The organism is Pseudomonas sp. PNPG3, from assembly GCF_023093815.1.
GTDB lineage: Bacteria > Pseudomonadota > Gammaproteobacteria > Pseudomonadales > Pseudomonadaceae > Aquipseudomonas > Aquipseudomonas asiatica.
Genome location: NZ_JALLKV010000021.1, coordinates 56,288 through 73,740 on the forward strand (window position 1 = coordinate 56,288; position 17,453 = coordinate 73,740).

Annotated in this window: 17 protein-coding genes and 1 pseudogene; 8 read left to right on the plus strand and 10 right to left on the minus strand. The window is 63.6% G+C overall.

Annotated elements, in window-relative coordinates; translation table 11 throughout:
- Positions 1-53 precede the first annotated feature (53 nt).
- Positions 54-257, minus strand: coding sequence for a twin transmembrane helix small protein (locus tag MJ643_RS15610; RefSeq protein ID WP_003258925.1), 204 nt, complete (start codon positions 255-257; stop codon positions 54-56).
- Between the two features lie 63 nt (positions 258-320).
- On the opposite strand from MJ643_RS15610, the gene MJ643_RS15615 reads away from it, so the two are divergent.
- The 5 genes and pseudogenes from MJ643_RS15615 to MJ643_RS15635 all read left to right on the plus strand — a co-directional run bounded on the left by MJ643_RS15615 (position 321) and on the right by MJ643_RS15635 (position 4,204).
- Positions 321-1,058, plus strand: a complete 738-nt coding sequence (locus tag MJ643_RS15615; protein WP_024087951.1) for an SURF1 family protein — start codon at positions 321-323, stop codon at positions 1,056-1,058.
- On the plus strand, positions 1,027-1,608 hold the full coding sequence (locus MJ643_RS15620; protein ID WP_023660931.1) for a hypothetical protein: 582 nt from the start codon (positions 1,027-1,029) through the stop codon (positions 1,606-1,608). Before MJ643_RS15615 ends, MJ643_RS15620 begins: the two co-directional genes overlap by 32 nt.
- Before the next feature lie 9 nt (positions 1,609-1,617).
- On the plus strand, positions 1,618-2,697 hold the full coding sequence (locus MJ643_RS15625; RefSeq protein WP_023660932.1) for a COX15/CtaA family protein: 1,080 nt from the start codon (positions 1,618-1,620) through the stop codon (positions 2,695-2,697).
- Positions 2,682-3,575, plus strand: a pseudogene (gene cyoE, locus MJ643_RS15630) (heme o synthase). Before MJ643_RS15625 ends, cyoE begins: the two are co-directional and overlap by 16 nt.
- The gene (locus MJ643_RS15635; protein ID WP_013970305.1) at positions 3,572-4,204 is read left to right on the plus strand and encodes an SCO family protein; all 633 of its coding nucleotides are present in this window, start codon (positions 3,572-3,574) and stop codon (positions 4,202-4,204) included. Before cyoE ends, MJ643_RS15635 begins: the two are co-directional and overlap by 4 nt.
- 119 nt (positions 4,205-4,323) lie before the next feature.
- Here MJ643_RS15635 and MJ643_RS15640 read toward each other — a convergent pair whose 3' ends face one another.
- The 3 genes from MJ643_RS15640 to MJ643_RS15650 all read right to left on the minus strand — a co-directional run bounded on the left by MJ643_RS15640 (position 4,324) and on the right by MJ643_RS15650 (position 6,837).
- Entirely contained in the window at positions 4,324-5,094 is a 771-nt protein-coding gene (locus MJ643_RS15640) for a MetQ/NlpA family ABC transporter substrate-binding protein (protein ID WP_013970306.1), read from the minus strand.
- Between the two features lie 64 nt (positions 5,095-5,158).
- The gene (locus tag MJ643_RS15645; protein ID WP_013970307.1) at positions 5,159-5,830 is read right to left on the minus strand and encodes a methionine ABC transporter permease; all 672 of its coding nucleotides are present in this window, start codon (positions 5,828-5,830) and stop codon (positions 5,159-5,161) included.
- A complete protein-coding gene (locus MJ643_RS15650) occupies positions 5,830-6,837 on the minus strand; it encodes a methionine ABC transporter ATP-binding protein (protein ID WP_003256960.1) in 1,008 nt (335 codons plus the stop codon). Before MJ643_RS15650 ends, MJ643_RS15645 begins: the two co-directional genes overlap by 1 nt.
- A gap of 227 nt (positions 6,838-7,064) precedes the next feature.
- Here MJ643_RS15650 and katE point away from each other — a divergent pair, with 227 nt between their 5' ends.
- On the plus strand, positions 7,065-9,200 hold the full coding sequence (katE, locus tag MJ643_RS15655; protein WP_047595913.1) for a catalase HPII: 2,136 nt from the start codon (positions 7,065-7,067) through the stop codon (positions 9,198-9,200).
- A 109-nt stretch (positions 9,201-9,309) separates the two neighbouring features.
- Here the strand turns inward: katE and MJ643_RS15660 are convergent, their stop codons facing one another.
- The 4 genes from MJ643_RS15660 to zur form a co-directional block, all read right to left on the minus strand.
- Positions 9,310-10,017: a PA5502 family lipoprotein gene (locus MJ643_RS15660; RefSeq protein WP_013970309.1), complete on the minus strand. Its 708-nt coding sequence runs from the start codon at positions 10,015-10,017 to the stop codon at positions 9,310-9,312.
- 127 nt (positions 10,018-10,144) lie between these two features.
- On the minus strand, positions 10,145-10,927 hold the full coding sequence (gene znuB, locus MJ643_RS15665; RefSeq protein ID WP_013970310.1) for a zinc ABC transporter permease subunit ZnuB: 783 nt from the start codon (positions 10,925-10,927) through the stop codon (positions 10,145-10,147).
- Positions 10,920-11,696, minus strand: coding sequence for a zinc ABC transporter ATP-binding protein ZnuC (gene znuC / locus MJ643_RS15670; protein WP_013970311.1), 777 nt, complete (start codon positions 11,694-11,696; stop codon positions 10,920-10,922). The genes znuB and znuC overlap by 8 nt, the downstream gene beginning before the upstream one ends.
- A complete protein-coding gene (gene zur / locus MJ643_RS15675; RefSeq protein ID WP_013970312.1) occupies positions 11,693-12,178 on the minus strand; it encodes a zinc uptake transcriptional repressor Zur in 486 nt (161 codons plus the stop codon). Before zur ends, znuC begins: the two co-directional genes overlap by 4 nt.
- 18 nt (positions 12,179-12,196) lie before the next feature.
- On the opposite strand from zur, the gene MJ643_RS15680 reads away from it, so the two are divergent.
- Positions 12,197-13,153 carry a zinc ABC transporter substrate-binding protein gene (locus MJ643_RS15680; RefSeq protein ID WP_044039948.1) on the plus strand — a complete coding sequence of 319 codons (957 nt, stop codon included), beginning with the start codon at positions 12,197-12,199 and terminating at the stop codon, positions 13,151-13,153.
- Positions 13,154-13,254: 101 nt separating this feature from the next.
- Here MJ643_RS15680 and MJ643_RS15685 read toward each other — a convergent pair whose 3' ends face one another.
- A complete protein-coding gene (locus tag MJ643_RS15685; protein ID WP_024087954.1) occupies positions 13,255-14,205 on the minus strand; it encodes a homoserine kinase in 951 nt (316 codons plus the stop codon).
- Positions 14,206-14,274: 69 nt separating this feature from the next.
- The gene (locus MJ643_RS15690) at positions 14,275-14,562 is read right to left on the minus strand and encodes a DUF2782 domain-containing protein (protein ID WP_013970316.1); all 288 of its coding nucleotides are present in this window, start codon (positions 14,560-14,562) and stop codon (positions 14,275-14,277) included.
- Positions 14,563-14,637: 75 nt separating this feature from the next.
- Here MJ643_RS15690 and polA point away from each other — a divergent pair, with 75 nt between their 5' ends.
- Positions 14,638-17,385 carry a DNA polymerase I gene (polA, locus tag MJ643_RS15695; protein ID WP_024087955.1) on the plus strand — a complete coding sequence of 916 codons (2,748 nt, stop codon included), beginning with the start codon at positions 14,638-14,640 and terminating at the stop codon, positions 17,383-17,385.
- Positions 17,386-17,453 lie beyond the last annotated feature (68 nt).

Consider the following 17,453-nt stretch of genomic DNA (forward strand, 5'->3'; position numbering starts at 1 on the left):
ATTCAACATCGCATTCGCGGGCATGCCCGCTCCCACAGGGTCAGGTGAAAACTTCAGAAGGGGGCGTGTGAGACCAGCTGACCGCTGATGAAGCCCCAGGCCACCAGGCCGATGGTGAGGGCCGCCAGGGTCACCCGCACGGTCAGTGCCTTCAGCAAACGGGTCGAGTTTTCATCGTCCTTGACCAGAAACACCAGGCCGCTGAACAGGCTGGCAATCGTGGCCAACAGCATCAGGACAATCGCGGCCTTGAGCATGGCGATACTCCGGGGGGATGCGGTGATGTGGATAAGTATAGCGATCGGCCCGACGAGGCTCCGATGAGGCCGTTTCGTCCGGGCTGGGTACCAACCCTGGTGGTGCTTGCGCTGCTGCCGGGGCTGATCGCGCTTGGCTGCTGGCAACTCGGCCGTGCCGAGGAAAAGCGCGTGCTGCTGGCCGCCTATGCCGAGCGGCGGGTCGAAGCGCCAGTGGCCATGGCCCAGCTGACAGCGAACCAGGACAATGCCTTCCGCCGCGTGCATCTCTATGGCCGCTTCGACGCCGAGCACAGCTTGCTTCTGGACAACCGCATGCGTGACGGCCAGGCCGGTGTCGAACTGCTGCAACCCTTCCATGATCAGGCCAGCGGCGTGTGGCTGCTGGTCAACCGCGGCTGGCTGCCCTGGCCGGACCGCCGCGTGCCGGTGCATTTCGATACCCCTGCCCAGGCGTTGGCGCTGGACGCTTCGGTGTATGTCGCGCCTGGTAGCACGTTCCAGCTGCACCCCGACCCTGCAGGCGGCCAGTGGCCGCACCTGCTGACTGCCGTGGATGCCGCGCAGCTATGGCAACAGCTCGATCGCGATGGCTTCGCCCATGAGCTGCGCCTGGAACCCGGCCCGGCGACCTATCGCCTGGACTGGCCAGTCGTTGCCATGGGCTCGGAAAAACACCTGGGTTACGCCGTGCAATGGTTTGCCCTGGCAACCACTTTGGTACTGCTCTACCTCTACTTCGGCTGGCACCACAACAAGGAGAAACGCCATGGCCACCGCCACTCCACTGGAAGTGCCTGAACGCAGCAAACCCAGAGCCCGCGGGCGTTTGCAGCTGCTGCTGATTCTGCTGGTGGTGCTCGGGCCGATGGTTCTGGCCACCAGCATGTACAAGCTCAAGTTCTGGGTGCCGGACGGCCGCAGCTACCACGGCGTGATGATCGGCAACGGTGAGAGCCTTTCCGATCTCGGCGTGGCGGGCCAGGACGAGCGCTGGCAGCTGCTGGTGAGCACACCCACAGCCTGTGCCGAGGATTGCCAGCGGCTGGTGTACCTGGCCCGGCAGATCCAGGTCGGCCTGGGCCGTGATGCCAGCCGTGCCAGCCATGCCCTGGCGGCCGCCCAGCCGGCAAGTGCCGATTACCAGGCGTTGCTCGGCCGCGAATACCCACAGTTGCAGCGTTACCCGCTGGATGCGCAACGCTACCTGCAAAAGGTCGGCGAGACCGGCCCGCAGCTGTGGATCGTCGACCCACACGGCAACCTGGTGCTGCGCTACGACGCCAAGGTCAACGGCAAGCATGTGCTGGACGACCTGCGCCACCTGCTCAAGCTGTCCAACATCGGCTAGGAGCCTGCCATGGCCAGACCCGGATTCCGCCTTGCTGTGTTCGCCACCTTGCTGGCACTGCTGGTCGTCCTGCTCGGTGCCTATACCCGCCTGACCCACGCCGGCCTCGGCTGCCCAGACTGGCCGGGTTGCTACGGCTTCATCAGCGTGCCCAAGAGCGAAGCGCAGCTGGCTCATGCCGAGCTGCATTTCCCCGAACATCCGGTGGAAGCCGCCAAGGGCTGGGCCGAGATGGTCCACCGCTACTTCGCCGGCACCCTGGCGATGGTGATCGCCCTGCTCGCCTTGCAGGCGCTGCGCCGGCATGCCCGCGATGGCCAGCCTTACCGCCTGCCCTTGCTGCTGCTGGGCGTGGTGCTGGCCCAGGCAGCCTTCGGCATGTGGACGGTCACCCTCAAGCTGTGGCCACAGGTGGTCACCGCGCATCTACTCGGCGGCTTCACTACCCTGAGTTTGTTGTTCCTGTTGTCCCTGCGTCTGTCCCGGGCCTTTGCGCCTTTGCCAAAGCTGCCATTGAGCCTGCGCCGGATCGCCGCGCTGGCCTTGCTGGTGGTGATCGGCCAGATCGCCCTGGGCGGCTGGGTCAGTGCCAACTACGCGGCCGTCGCCTGCATCGACCTGCCCACCTGCCACGGCCAGTGGTGGCCGGCGGCGGACTTCAGCAACGGGTTCCATCTGACCCAGCACGTCGGGCCCAATTACCTGGGTGGGCAACTGGACAGTGATGCGCGCACGGCCATCCACATCAGCCACCGCCTGGGTGCACTGCTGGTGACCTGCGTGCTGCTGATGCTCAGCTGGAAGCTGCACCGCTGCGGCCTCCCTGGCCTGGCGCGGCTGGTGCTGCTGGCGCTGGTGATGCAAGTCGGCCTGGGCATCAGCAATGTGCTGCTGCACCTGCCGCTGGCCGTGGCCGTGGCGCACAACGCTGGTGGGGCGCTGTTGCTGTTGAGCATGGTGCTGGTGAACTACCGCATCCGCGTGGTCGACAAGGTTCGCGTGGGTGTCGGCCATGGCTGGCGCCTGCGGCCCGTGGCTGGCGTGGGCATCTCCCACCACATGAGGAATGATTCGTGGCGACGCTTCTGAGCGCACAGAGGGCCAGTTGGCGTGACTACCTGGAGCTGACCAAGCCCAAGGTGGTGGTGCTGATGCTGATCACCTCGCTGGCGGGCATGTTCCTTGCCACCCGTGCGGGTGTCAGCTGGAGCGTGCTGCTGTTCGGCAACTTGGGCATCGGCTTTTGTGCAGGCGGCGCGGCGGTGGTCAATCATGTGGTGGACCGACGTATTGACGCGCTGATGGCGCGTACCCACAAACGGCCGCTTGCCCAGGGCCGGGTCGAGCCGCTGCCGGCGCTGCTGTTCGCCCTGGCGCTGGCGCTACTTGGCATGGCCCTGCTGCTGGTGTTCACCAACGCCCTCACCGCCTGGCTGACACTGGCTTCCCTGCTCGGTTATGCGGTGCTCTACACCGGTTTTCTCAAGCGCGCTACGCCACAGAATATCGTCATCGGCGGCTTGGCTGGCGCCGCCCCGCCGTTGCTGGGCTGGGTGGCGGTCAGTGGGCATGTCAGCGCCGAGCCCCTGCTGCTGGTGCTGATCATCTTCGCCTGGACACCACCCCACTTCTGGGCTCTGGCGATCCACCGCAAGGAGGAATACGCCAAGGCCGATATCCCGATGCTGCCGGTGACCCACGGCGAGCGCTACACCAAGCTGCATATCCTGCTGTAAACCCTGGTATTGCTGGCGGTGAGCCTGCTGCCGTACGCCATCCACATGAGCGGCCCGCTGTACCTGGCCTGTGCCCTTGTACTGGGCCTGCGCTTCCTGCAATGGGCATGGGTGTTGTACCGTGGCAGCCGGCCGCACGCAGCGATCGGCACCTTCAAGTACTCTATCGGCTACCTGTTCGCGCTGTTCATCGCGTTGCTCCTCGACCACTACCTGTTGCTGAACCTATGACCCGAACCCAGAAAACCGTCTTCATCCTCGTTGCCCTGGTCGCGTTGATCCTGGGCCTGACCGTCAACAAGGTGCTCAATGGCCGCGACCAGCCCAACCCCACCGAGCTGATCGATGCCGGCATCATCCTGCTGCCGCAGAGCCGTACCGTGGCCGACGTGACCATGACCAACCAGGACGGCCAGCCGGTGCAACTGGATGACCTGAAGGGCAAATGGTCATTGCTGTTCTTCGGCTACACCTACTGCCCGGACATCTGCCCGACCACCCTGGCCCAGCTGCGCCAGGTGAAGAGCGAGCTGCCCAAGGAGGCCGTCGACCGGCTGCAGGTGGTGCTGGTGAGCGTTGACCCGAACCGCGACACGCCGAACCAGCTGAAGCAGTACCTGGGTTATTTCGACAAGGATTTCGTCGGGGTGGCGGGGTCGATCGAGGATACCCAGAAGCTGGCCAATGCCTTGAGCATTCCGTTCATTCCGGCCGATACCAGCAAGCCGGGGTATACCGTGGATCACAGCGGCAACCTGGCGGTTGTGGGGCCGGATGGGCGTCAGCGCGGGTTCATTCGGGCGCCGTTCAACAACCAGAAGCTGGTGGCGCAGTTGCCCGGGCTCGTGAAGCGGGATTGAGTTAGCCCCAAAAGCTTCGCGGGTAAACCCGCTCCCACAGGTACAGCGTAGGCCGTGAGCCTTGCGCTATCCCTGTGGGAGCGGGTTTACCCGCGAAGAGTCCAGCGCGATGTGACGGCTTAGAACGCCGGAACCACAGCGCCTTTGTACTTCTCGTTGATGAACTGCTTCACCTCAGGCGAGTGCAGCGCAGCAGCCAGCTTTTTCATGGCGTCCGAGTCCTTGTTGTCCGGGCGGGCAACCAGGATGTTCACGTAAGGCGAGTCGCTGCCTTCGATGACCAGGGCGTCTTTTTCCGGGTTCAGCTTGGCTTCCAGCGCGTAGTTGGTGTTGATCAGGGCAGCATCGACCTGGGTCAGCACGCGCGGGATGGTGGCCGCTTCCAGCTCACGGAACTTCAGGCTTTTCGGGTTCTCGGCAACATCCTTCACGGTGGACAGGATGTTCTTGTTGTCCTTCAGCTTGATCACACCGGCCTTGTCCAGCAGCAGCAGCGCGCGGCCGCCGTTGGTGGCGTCGTTGGGGATGACCACGGTGGCGCCGGAGGACAGCTCGTCCAGCTTCTTGATCTTGGTCGAGTACACGCCCAGCGGCTCGATGTGCACGCCGGCAACGCTCACCAAGTTGGTACCCTTGGCCTTGTTGAACTCATCCAGGTACGGCTGGTGCTGGAAGAAGTTGGCGTCCAGGCGCTTTTCCGCCACCTGCACGTTCGGCTGGATGTAGTCGGTGAATTCCTTGACCTTCAGCTCCACGCCCTCTTTCGCCAGAACAGGTTTGACGAAGTTGAGGATCTCGGCGTGCGGAACCGGGGTAGCGGCAACGGTCAGGGACTCGGCGTGGGCCGAGAAGGCCGCGACAGCGGCGACAACAGCAAGCAGCTTCTTCATTGATCACTCCTTGTGAGGGCCGCGACGGCCCCCGAACGGGTCGGCCGGGCCGACCCCATTGGGGTTACTTACGGGAAAAATGCACGACCAGTTTGTCGCCCACGCTCTGCAGGACTTGAACCAGTACCAGCAACAGTACCACTGTGACGACCATCACGTCGGTCTGGAAACGCTGGTAGCCGAAGCGGATGGCCAGGTCGCCCAGGCCGCCGGCACCGACCACACCAGCCATGGCGGTGTACGAAACCAGGGTGATGGCGGTCACGGTAATGGCGGCGAAGATGCCCGGGCGAGCCTCCGGCAGCAGTGCGCTGGTGATGATCTGGCGGGTGGTGGCGCCCATCGACTGGGTGGCTTCGATGATGCCGCGGTCCACTTCACGCAGGGCGGTTTCCACAAGGCGCGCGAAGAACGGCGTGGCACCCACCACCAGCGGCGGAATGGCGCCGGCGACGCCCAGGGAAGTGCCTGTGATCAGCACTGTGATCGGGATCATAACGATCAGCAGGATGATGAACGGCAGCGAGCGCAGGATGTTGACGATCAGCGACAGCAGCGCATACACACCCTTCTGCTCGAACATCTGCTTTGGCCCGCAGAGGAACAGCAGCACGCCCAGCGGCAGGCCGAGCAGCACGGTGAAGAACAGCGAGCCGAACAGCATGATCATGGTGTCGACGCTGGCCAGCCAGATTTCGGCCCAGTCGACGTTGGCAAAGAAATTCAGGGCGTCCATCAACGCAGTACCTCCATATGTACGTCAGCTGCCTTGAAGCGGGCGAACGCCGCTTCCATGTCACCGCCGATCAGGGCGAGGGTGAGCTGGCCATAGGGGACATCCTTGATGCGGTCGATACGCCCGGCGAGGATGCTGTAGTCCACACCGGTTTCGCGGGCCACGGTGCCCAGCAGCGGCGCATAGGTGGCGTCGCCCTGGAAGGTCAGGCGCACGATACGGCCCGGCACGTGGGCGAAGTCGTCACGCTGCTCGCCTTCGTCAACCTGCTCGTCTTCCTGGACGAAGCGCTTGGTGGTGGGGTGCTGCGGGTGCAGGAACACCTCGGCCACCGAGCCCTGCTCGACGATCTGGCCGGCGTCCATCACTGCCACGCGGTCGCAGACCCGGCGGATCACGTCCATTTCGTGCGTGATCAGCACGATGGTCAGCTTCAGCTCACGGTTGATTTCGGCCAGCAATTGCAGGACCGAGGCGGTGGTTTGCGGGTCGAGGGCGCTGGTGGCCTCGTCGCACAGCAGGATCTTCGGGTTGGTGGACAGGGCGCGGGCGATGCCGACGCGCTGCTTCTGGCCACCGGACAGCTGCGCCGGGTACTTTCTGGCGTGGTCGGAAAGGCCGACGCGGGCCAGCAGCTCGGTCACGCGCTTGTCAATTTCGCTGCGCGACAGCTCGCCGGCCAGGGTCAGTGGCAAGGCGACGTTGTCGGCGACAGTCTTGGAGGCCAGCAGGTTGAAGTGCTGGAAAATCATCCCGACCTGCTGACGGAAACCGCGCAGCTGGCTCGCGTTGAACGCGGTAACGTCTTCGCCGTCGACGATGATCTTGCCGCCGGAAGGCTCTTCCAGGCGGTTGATCAGGCGCAGCATGGTGCTCTTGCCGGCGCCGGAATGGCCGATCAGGCCGAACACCTGGCCATCTTCGATGGTCAGGCTGGTCGGATTCAGTGCGGGGATTTCCCTACCGGCGACGCGGTAGGTCTTGTGTACCTGTTGGAACTCGATCACGTAGCGAACCTTGTGGGGCGCATGGAATTTGGGTCAGCGGTTAGCTGGGGTCGCGCATTTTAGCCTTTTCCCATAGCTGTTCTTAGCATTTATTTCGTAATGCACCAATCCTTCGGGCATATCGCGACAACCGGTAATCCTGATTGAACGCTCGGCAAAGCCTTCCGGTCACTACTTGCACACAGCCCGAAACGGGTATGCCTTAAGACTGACGAGGAGAGCCGATCATGCCCAGCAAGAACACGGACGCGCCAAAGCACAGCGAGGCCGCTGGCACCCAGACCCCGGACCGGGCCAATACCAACGCCAAGTTGCAGAGCCTGGAGGCTGACCGAAGCGATGCCACAGGCAAAGCGTTGCGTACCAACCAGGGGGTGCGCATCGCTGACAACCAGAACACGCTCAAGGCGGGTGATCGAGGCCCCTCGTTGCTCGAAGATTTCATCATGCGAGAGAAGATCACGCACTTTGACCACGAGCGCATTCCTGAGCGCATCGTGCATGCGCGAGGAACAGGGGCGCATGGCTATTTCCAGAGCTATGGCAACCACGCCGAGCTGACCAAAGCCGGCTTCCTGCAGGACCCGGAGAAAGTCACGCCCGTCTTCGTGCGATTTTCCACGGTACAAGGCCCGCGCGGCTCAGCCGACACCGTGCGTGACGTGAGGGGCTTTGCTGTGAAGTTCTACACCGACGAGGGCAACTTCGACCTGGTGGGCAACAACATGCCGGTGTTCTTCATCCAGGATGCGATCAAATTCCCGGATTTCGTCCACGCCGTAAAGCCGGAGCCGCACAACGAGATCCCGACCGGCGCTTCGGCCCATGACACCTTTTGGGATTTCGTCTCGCTGGTACCGGAGTCGGCCCATATGGTCATGTGGGCTATGTCGGACCGCGCTATCCCGCGCAGCTTGCGGATGATGGAAGGGTTCGGGGTGCATACGTTCCGCCTGATCAACGCCCAGGGCGTAGCCAGTTTCGTCAAATTCCACTGGAAACCGCGCCAGGGTGTGCACTCCTTGCTATGGGACGAAGCGCAGAAGCTGGCAGGCAAGGATGCTGATTTCCAGCGTCGCGACCTGTGGGAGGCTATCGAGACGGGTGATTACCCTGAATGGGAACTGGGTGTGCAGATCGTGCCGGAAGCCGACGAGCACAAATTCGATTTCGACCTGCTGGACCCGACCAAGATAATCCCGGAAGAACTGGTGCCGGTTACACCTTTGGGCAAGATGGTCCTGAATCGCAACCCGGACAACTTCTTTGCCGAAGTGGAGCAGGTGGCGTTCTGCCCGGCTCATATCGTGCCTGGCATCGACTTTACCAACGACCCTTTGTTGCAGGGACGGCTGTTCTCCTACACCGACACGCAGCTTAGCCGCCTCGGCGGGCCCAACTTCCACCAGATCCCGATCAACCGCCCCGTCGCTCCTAACCACAACAACCAGCGTGACGCCTTGCATCAGCATCTGGTGCACAAGGGTCGCGCATCCTACGAGCCCAATTCCATCGACGGTGGCTGGCCGAAGGAAACGCCACCAGCGGCGCAGGATGGCGGCTTCGAGAGCTACCAGGAGCGTATCGATGCGCACAAGATCCGCCAGCGCAGCGATTCGTTCAGCGACCATTTCTCGCAGGCGCGGTTGTTCTTCCAGAGCATGAGCCCGACCGAGCAGCAGCACATCATCAAGGCTTACAGCTTTGAGCTGGGCAAGGTGGAGCGGGAGACGATCCGTGCTCGGGAAGTGAATGAGATTCTCGCCAATATCGACCTGAAGCTGGCGGCTGCGGTTGCTGCCAACCTCGGTTTGCCTGCACCGAGCGCAGGCACTGTGCAAGTGAAGGGAAGCCAGCTTGCGCAGTCGCCTGCCCTGAGCCAGATGAACCACCCGGGCTCGGTTGGCATCAAGGGGCGCAAGATTGCCGTGCTGGTGGCAGATGGCGTAGACGCTGCCAGCGTGGACAAGCTGGTCAAGGCTCTGGAGGCGCACAGTGCCCGGCCGATGCTGCTTGGGCCGACCTCGGCACCGGTGATGGCCGCGGACGGTAAGCAACTGCCGGTGGATGCCTCCATGGAAGGGATGCCCTCGATCATGTTTGACGGGATTGTTGTGCCAGCGGGCAAGGCCTCGACCGATGCGCTGGCAGGCAGTGGTTTGGCCAAGCACTTCCTGCTGGAGGGCTACAAACACCTGAAGGCGATGGTGGTGACCAAAGAGCTTTTGGGCAGCTTGGGGCTGAAAGAAGACAAGGGGTTGCTGCTGGGGGACGAGCAAAAGACCGTGGATGCCTTCGTCAAAGCGGTAGAGGGGCATCGGGTGTGGGAGCGGGAGGCGGCTGCGGAGGCTGTGCCTGCCTAAGGGGCTGCTTTGCACCCCATCGCGACACAAGGCCGCTCCTACAGGAGATCGCATTCCCTTGTAGGAGCGGCCTTGTGTCACGAAAGGGGCGCGCAGCGCCCCCAGATTCTTAACGCTGATGCGGAACCAGAACCACCTGCGCCGGCAACGCCCGCTGAATCTCGTGCTTCTGCTTCAGCTCGAACCCGCTGTCGATCTTGCGCACGCGTTTCTCCAGCAAGGTCTTCAGCCAAGGCGCATCTTCGGTACGCGGCACCTGGAACACCACGTCGCATTGATAGCTCACCACATCGGCGGCAATGTCATCCAGCTGGCGACGCATGGCGCGGCTGTCGGTAGTCTTCAAGGCCACGACGGTGCTCGGTGCAGCCGGATCGATGATGCGCGCCTTGGGCTTGGCCTCGGCCGCTTTCAACGCCGCTTCAGCCTTCTCCAGCTCGGCTTTGCGCGCCTGGGTCACGGTATCGCCACCAGTCACTGCCGGGGCCTGCGGCATCAGCGCGCGGGCACGGGCCAGGGCGGTGGCGGCAGCGTTCACATCACCCTTCTGCAGGAAGATCTGGCTGCGTTGCAGGTAGGCTTCGGCAAGCTGGCGCTGGTATTGCTCCAGGCGCGCGTCGTCCGGCGCCTGGGCCTGCAGGGCTGCCAGCTGGTCTTCGGCGGTGGCCAGCTCGTTGCTGGCGATGTTCTGTTGCAACTGCTGCCAGGCATCGGCTTGGGCAGGTGCGGTGGCCTGTTCGACCGGCGCGCTGGAACACGCAGCCAGGAACAGGGAAAACGCGGCAACAAGCAGATAACGGGAGGCGAACGGCTTCATTCCTGCGACTCTCTATTTGCGCAAAAAGCGAGCAAGTCTACACCCAGGTGCGCACGCTCGAAAACAAGTCTTACAGACCCTTTACGTGCGAAAAGGTTGCAGGGCGCGCCTTCACGCGCCCTGTTTTTCAGCGTTTTGGCAGGGCCAGGCTCAGCAAGAATAGCACCGCCGCGCATACCACGATCGATGGGCCTGCGGGGGTGTCCTTGAACCAGGACATGGCCAGGCCGCCGCATACCGCGGTCACGCCCAGCAGGCTGGCGCCCAGGGCCATCTGCTCGGGAGAGCGGGCGTGACGTTGCGCCGCAGCGGCAGGAATGATCAGCAGCGAGGTGATCAGCAGCACGCCGACGATCTTCATGGCCACGGCAATCACCACCGCGATCAGCAGCATCAGCGCCATGCGCAGCCCGGCCACCGGCAGGCCTTCGACCATGGCCAGCTCTTCGTGCACGGTGACTGCCAGCAACGGCCGCCACAGCGCAGCGAGCAGCAGCAACACCAGCGCGCTGCCGCCGAGGATCCAGGCCAGGTCGGTGGTGCTGATGGCCAGCAGGTCGCCGAACAGGTAGGCCATCAGGTCGATGCGTACATCATGCATGAAGCTCAGCACCACCAGGCCCAGCGACAATGTGCTGGGGGCGAGTATGCCGAGCAGGGTGTCGGAGGCCAGCGGCTGGCGTTGCTGCAAGGTCACCAGCAAGATCGCCAGCAACAGGCAGCCCACGGTTACCGCCAGCGCCGGGCTGACGTCCATGGCAAAGCCCAGGGCCACGCCGAGCAGGGCGGCGTGGGACAGGGTATCGCCAAAATAGGCCATGCGCCGCCATACCACGAAGGAGCCCAGTGGGCCGGCCACCAGTGCCAGGGACAAACCGGCAAGCAGGGCGTAGAGAAGAAAATCAGCCATGCTTGCAGTGCGCTCCGTGAACATGGGTGCCAGGGGTGACCACCGAGCCGTGCAGGTCGTGGCTGTGGTCGTGATGGTGGTGGTAGATGGCCAGGCTGGGTGCGGCGGTCTGGCCGAACAGCTCGACGAATGCCGGGTCGCCGCTTACCTGCTCGGGGTGGCCCGAGCAGCACACGTGGCGGTTCAGGCACACCACCTGGTCGGTGGCGCTCATCACCAGGTGCAAGTCGTGGGAAACCATCAGCACGCCGCAGCCGTGGCGGTCGCGCAGGCGGGTAATGAGGTTGTACAGCTCGGTCTGGCCGACCACGTCTACGCCCTGCACCGGCTCGTCGAGCACCAGCAGCTGGGGTTCGCGCAGCAGGGCGCGGGCCAGCAGCACGCGCTGCATCTCGCCGCCGGAAATGGTCTGGATTGGGCTGTCGATCACCTGCTCCGCACCCACTTCCTGCAACGCCGACAAGGCTGCCGCGCGGTCTACACCGGGCACCAGGCGCAAGAAGCGCAGTACCGACAGCGGCAGCGTGGCATCGACCTGGATCTTTTGCGGCATGTAGCCAATGCGCAGTTTCGGCTTGCGCCATACCTTGCCGCGGTGCGGCTTGAGCAGGCCGAGCACGGCGCGCACCAGGGTGGTCTTGCCCGCGCCGTTGGGGCCGATCAGCGTGACGATCTGGCCAGGTGAGACTGACAGGTCGATGCTGTCGAGCACCGCCTCGCCACCGAAGGTGACACCGACCTGCTCCAGGCGGATCAGTGCATCGCTCATGCCGCGCTCCGGCAATTGCTGCAAAGGCCGACCACTTCCACCGTCTGGGTCTCGACCGCGAAGCCCACGCCCTTGGCGCTGCTGATGATGGCTTCGCTGATGCTGTCCTGTTCCAGTTCGATTGCCACATGGCAGGCCCGGCAGATCAGGAACTGGCCCTGGTGCAGGTGTTCCGGGTGGCTGCAGCCGATGAATGCGTTGAGCGAGGCGATGCGGTGGACCAGGCCGTTTTCCAGCAGGAAGTCCAGCGCACGGTACACCGTGGGGGGCGCGGCTCGGCGGCCGTCCTGCTCACTGAGCACGGCGAGGATATCGTAGGCGCCCAGCGGCTTGTGGCTTTGCCACACCAGTTCCAGCACTCGACGGCGCAGCGCGGTCAGGCGCAGGCCCTGGCGGGTGCACAAGGCGTCGGCTTCAGCCAATGCGCTGTGTACGCAATGGGAATGATCGTGAGGACGGTTGGCCAGCGGCGTGATGGACATGGGCAGCGACGGTTCTGGATGGAGACGTTATTATGTTACCTGTTTCTGACGACTCGAGTATTCACCGTGTCCCGATTCCTAGTCCTTTTTGTCGCTTTCATCGCATTTTCCGCCCAGGCCGACGTGCGCGTGCTGACCAGTATCAAACCCCTGCAGCAGATTGCCGCTGCCGTGCAGGACGGTGTTGGCACCCCTGAGGTATTGCTGCCTCCGGGGGCTTCGCCACACCACTACGCGCTGCGCCCGTCCGACGTACGGCGGGTAGGCGATGCCGACCTGCTGTACTGGATCGGCCCGGACATGGAGGGCTTCCTGCCGCGGGTACTGGGCAATCGCAGCAAGCCCACTGTGGCCGTGCAGGCGCTACCGGGCATGAAGCTTCGGCATTTTGGCGAGGACAGCCATTCCCATGAGGAAGAAGACCACGATGACCATGACCACGACCACCGCCCGGGCAGCCTGGATGCTCACCTGTGGCTATCGTCAGTCAATGCGCGTGTAATTGCAGCGAAGATGGCGGATGACCTGGCGCAGATCGATCCAGCCAATACGGTGCGCTACCAGAGCAACCTCAAGGCCTTCGACGAACGCCTGGACGCATTGGATAAGCGGATCAAGGCGCGGGTGGCCGGGATTGCCGGCAAGCCGTACTTCGTGTTCCACGAAGCATTCGACTATTTCGAGGCCGAGTATGGCCTGAAGCACACCGGGGTGTTCAGCGTAGCGTCCGAGGTGCAGCCGGGTGCGCAGCACGTGGCAGCCATGCGCAAGCGTCTGCAGGAAGTGGGCAAGACCTGTGTGTTCAGCGAACCGCCGCTGCGGCCCCGGCTAGCCGAGACCTTGACCGCCGGGCTGCCGGTGCGCCTGGCCGAGCTGGATGCCTTGGGCGGTACCGACCCGGTGGATGGCAAGGGCTATGAGCGCTTGCTGGAGAAGCTGGGTGGCGACCTGGTTGGGTGCCTGGAACAGTTGTAAGCCTGTACCGGCCTCTTCGCGGGTAAACCCGCTCCCACAGGGATAGCGCCAGCCTCACGCCTGTGTGGGAGCGGGTTTACCCGCGAAGAAGCAGACACGCTCTAGAGGGCGAACGGCAGGTGCAAAGCCACCTGCTGGCGCTGCGCCAAACGCACTTCGAACTCGCTCGGGTCGTGGATCATCACATCCATTCCGGCAAACGATTCCGCTGCAATCAGGCGCGACAGCCAGAAGCGCACGCAGCCTACCCGCAACATCTCCGGCCACAGCTCAGCTTCGGCCGCGGTGAACGGCCGCAGCGCCGCATAGGCCGCCAGCAACGCCTGGGCGCGTGGCACATCGATCGCGCCGTGTTCATCCAGGCACCAGTCGTTCACGGTGATGGCAATGTCATACAGCATCGGCCCGGAACAAGCGTTGTAGAAGTCGATCACACCGGTCAGGTGGGTGCCTTCGAACATCACGTTGTCGCGGAACAGGTCGGCATGCAGGTTTGCCCGTGGCAGGGCCAGGATCTGTGCCTTGTGCGCACTGATTTCATCCAGAGCCGGTTGCAGCAGCGCGGCTTGCTCGGCGGTAAGGCGCGGCAGCAACTCGGCACCCGAAGCCAGCATCCAGTCCAGGCCGCGGTCGGTGCGGCGCTCGATGATGTGCTCGCGGGTAGCCAGGTGAATGTGCGCCAGCAGCTCGCCGACTTGGGCGCAGTGCTGGGCGTTCGGTGCCTTGATGTGCTTGCCCGACAGCCGTGGCTGCAGCAGCGCCGGCTTGCCGCACAGCTCGCGCAGGCCATTGCCGTCGCGGTCGCGTATTGCATAGGGCACCGGCATGTCGGCTGCGTGCAAAGTGTCCAGCAGCTCGATGAAGAACGGCATGTCCTCGCTGGGCCCGCGCTCGATCAGCGTCAGGACGAACTCCCCCTGTTCGAGGCTGACGAAGAAATTGCTGTTCTCGGTGCCGGCGGCGATGCCCTGGAAATCGAGCAGACGACCCAGCGCGTACGGCGCCAGAAAGGTTTCCAGCTCAGGCCGGGTCACGGGGGTGAAGACTGACATGATGAAAATTTGCCCATACGGGCACTTCCGCCGGGAAGTGCCGGGTTGATGTGAACGGTGCGCGTCAGATTACCACTCGAAGATCTTCCAGGACGGAATCAGCATGTCCGGCTGGTCGGAACGAATGAAATTGCCATCAGAGCCATCGGCGCGTACCAGGAAATAAGGCTTGCCGTTTTTCGGCGTGATCTTGATCGCATACAGGAACCCGTTCTGCCGGTACTCCTGGATGGTTTTGTCGCCTTCCGTGCGAATGGTCACCTCGGGATCGGCCGAGGGGGCGTCGTCCGCCGCCAGGGTGACGACAGGCATGGTGGCCAACAGACCGAGCAGTAACAGGCGATTGAGTGTACGCATGATAACCTTGTCCCTTTGTCGTCAATGATTCTGGCTATTCTAGCGCCGGACCCGTCGAAAAGGTTGATTCTGCTCATGAGCCAAGCGCCCCTCGTCCTGGTGGACGGTTCCTCCTACCTGTACCGCGCCTTCCACGCGCTGCCGCCGTTGACTACCTCCAAAGGCATGCCGACCGGCGCGGTGAAGGGGGTGCTGAACATGCTCAAGAGCCTGCGCAAGCAATACCCCGACAGCCTGTTCGCGGTGGTGTTCGACGCCAAGGGTGGCACCTTCCGCGATGCCATGTTCGCTGAATACAAGGCAAACCGCCCGAGCATGCCTGACGACCTGCGGGTACAGATCGAGCCGCTGCACGCCAGCGTCAAGGCGCTGGGCTACCCGCTGCTGTGCGTCGAGGGGGTCGAGGCCGACGACGTGATCGGCACCCTGGCGCGCAGCAGCGCCGCGTTGGACCGCCCGGTGATCATCTCGACCGGTGACAAGGATATGGCGCAGCTGGTGGACGGGCACATTACCTTGGTCAACACCATGACCGGAAGCGTGCTGGACGTGGCTGGCGTGCACGAGAAATTTGGCGTCGGGCCGGAACATATCATCGACTTCCTGGCGCTGATGGGCGACAAGGTCGACAACATCCCCGGAGTGCCGGGCGTGGGCGAAAAAACCGCGGTGGGCCTGCTGACCGGTATCGGCGGCGGTCTCAGCGACCTGTATGCCAATCTGGACAAGGTCCCGACGCTGGCCATTCGCGGTGCCAAGACCCTGCCGGCCAAGCTGGAAGAGCACCGCGACGCGGCGTTCCTGTCCTATGAGCTGGCTACCATCAAGGTCGATGTGCCGCTGGATATCGAAGTAGATGCCCTGGTGTGCGGCGAACCTGATCGCGACGCGTTGCTGGCGCTGTACACCGAGATGGAATTCAAGAGCTGGATCGCCGAGGTGCAGCGTGACGCTGCCAAGGCCGGTGACGAAATCGCGCCGGTCGCGGAGCAGGTGGCCAAGGTCGAGCCCAGGTACGAAACCATTCTCGATCAGGCCCGTTTCGACTTCTGGCTGGAGAAGCTGCGCCAGGCGCCATTGTTCGCTTTCGACACCGAGACCACCGGCCTGGACGCTCAGCAGGCCCAGCTGGTCGGCCTGTCGTTCGCCGTTGAACCGCACGAAGCGGCCTATGTGCCGCTGGCTCACGACTATGAAGGCGCGCCGGCCCAGTTGGACCGCACTGCCGTGCTGCTGGCGCTGAAGCCACTGCTGGAAGACCCGGGCAAGGCCAAGGTCGGGCAGAACGCCAAGTACGATATCAACATCCTTGCCAATGGCTCGCCCGCCATCGAAATGCGCGGCGTTGCCTACGACACCATGCTCGAGTCGTACGTGCTGAACTCCACCGCCACCCGTCACGACATGGACAGCCTGGCGCAGAAGTACCTCGACCATACCACCATTGCCTTCGAGGATATCGCCGGCAAGGGCGCCAAGCAGCTGACCTTCAACCAGATCCACCTTGACAAGGCCGGCCCCTACGCTGCCGAAGACGCCGACATCACCCTGCGCCTGCACCAGGCGCTGCAGGCGCGCCTGGCGCAGACGCCGAGCGTGCAGCCGGTGCTGATGGACATCGAGATGCCGCTGGTGCCGGTGCTGGCCAAGATCGAGCGCCAGGGGGCGCTGGTCGATGCCGCGTTGCTGCAGGTGCAGAGCGGTGAGCTGGGGCTAAAGATGGCCGAGCTCGAGCAGCGCGCCTATGAGCTGGCCGGTGAGGAGTTCAACCTCGGCTCGCCCAAGCAACTGGGCGCGATCCTATACGACAAGCTGGGCATGCCGGTGCTAAGCAAGACCACCAAGGGCCAGCCATCCACGGCAGAAGCGGTGCTCGACGAACTGGCCGAGCAAGGCTACCCGCTGCCGGAGGTACTGATGCAGTACCGCAGCCTGAGCAAGCTCAAGAGCACCTACACCGACAAGCTGCCGGGGCAGATCAACCCGCGCACCGGGCGTATCCACACCTCATACCAGCAGGCGGTGGCGGCCACCGGTCGACTGTCATCCAGCGACCCGAACCTGCAGAACATCCCGATCCGTACTGCCGAAGGCCGGCGCATCCGCCAGGCTTTCGTTGCCAGCCCGGGTTACAAGCTGCTGGCGGCGGACTACTCGCAGATCGAGTTGCGCATCATGGCCCACCTGGCCAAGGACGAAGGCTTGCTGCATGCCTTCCGCAACAACCTGGACGTGCACCGCGCCACGGCGGCGGAAGTATTCGGCGTAGCCTTGGAAGACGTCACCACCGATCAGCGCCGCAGTGCCAAGGCCATCAACTTCGGCCTGATCTACGGCATGAGCGCCTTTGGCCTGGCCAAGCAGATCGGCGTCGACCGCAAGCAGTCGCAGGATTACATCGACCGCTACTTCGCCCGCTATCCGGGCGTGTTGGCGTACATGGAGCGCACCCGCGCCCAGGCGGCGGAGCAAGGCTTTGTAGAAACCCTGTTCGGCCGCCGCCTGTACCTGCCGGATATCAATGCCAAGAACCCGGCCCTGCGCAAAGGCGCCGAGCGCACGGCGATCAACGCCCCGATGCAGGGCACTGCGGCCGACATCATCAAGCGGGCCATGGTCAATGTGGATAACTGGCTGAGCGAGAGCGGGCTGGATGCCCGGGTGATCCTGCAGGTGCACGACGAACTGGTGCTGGAAGTGCGCGAGGACCTGGTGGAGCTGGTGAAAGATGAAATTCGCCAGCACATGAGCAAGGCCGCGAAACTGGATGTGCCGCTGCTGGTCGAGGCAGGAATTGGTGCGAATTGGGACGAAGCTCACTGATCGGGTGGGGAAAGCTGTGTAGGATCCGTGTTGTAGCGATGCGGATCCGGCACTGCTCAGTGCCAGCG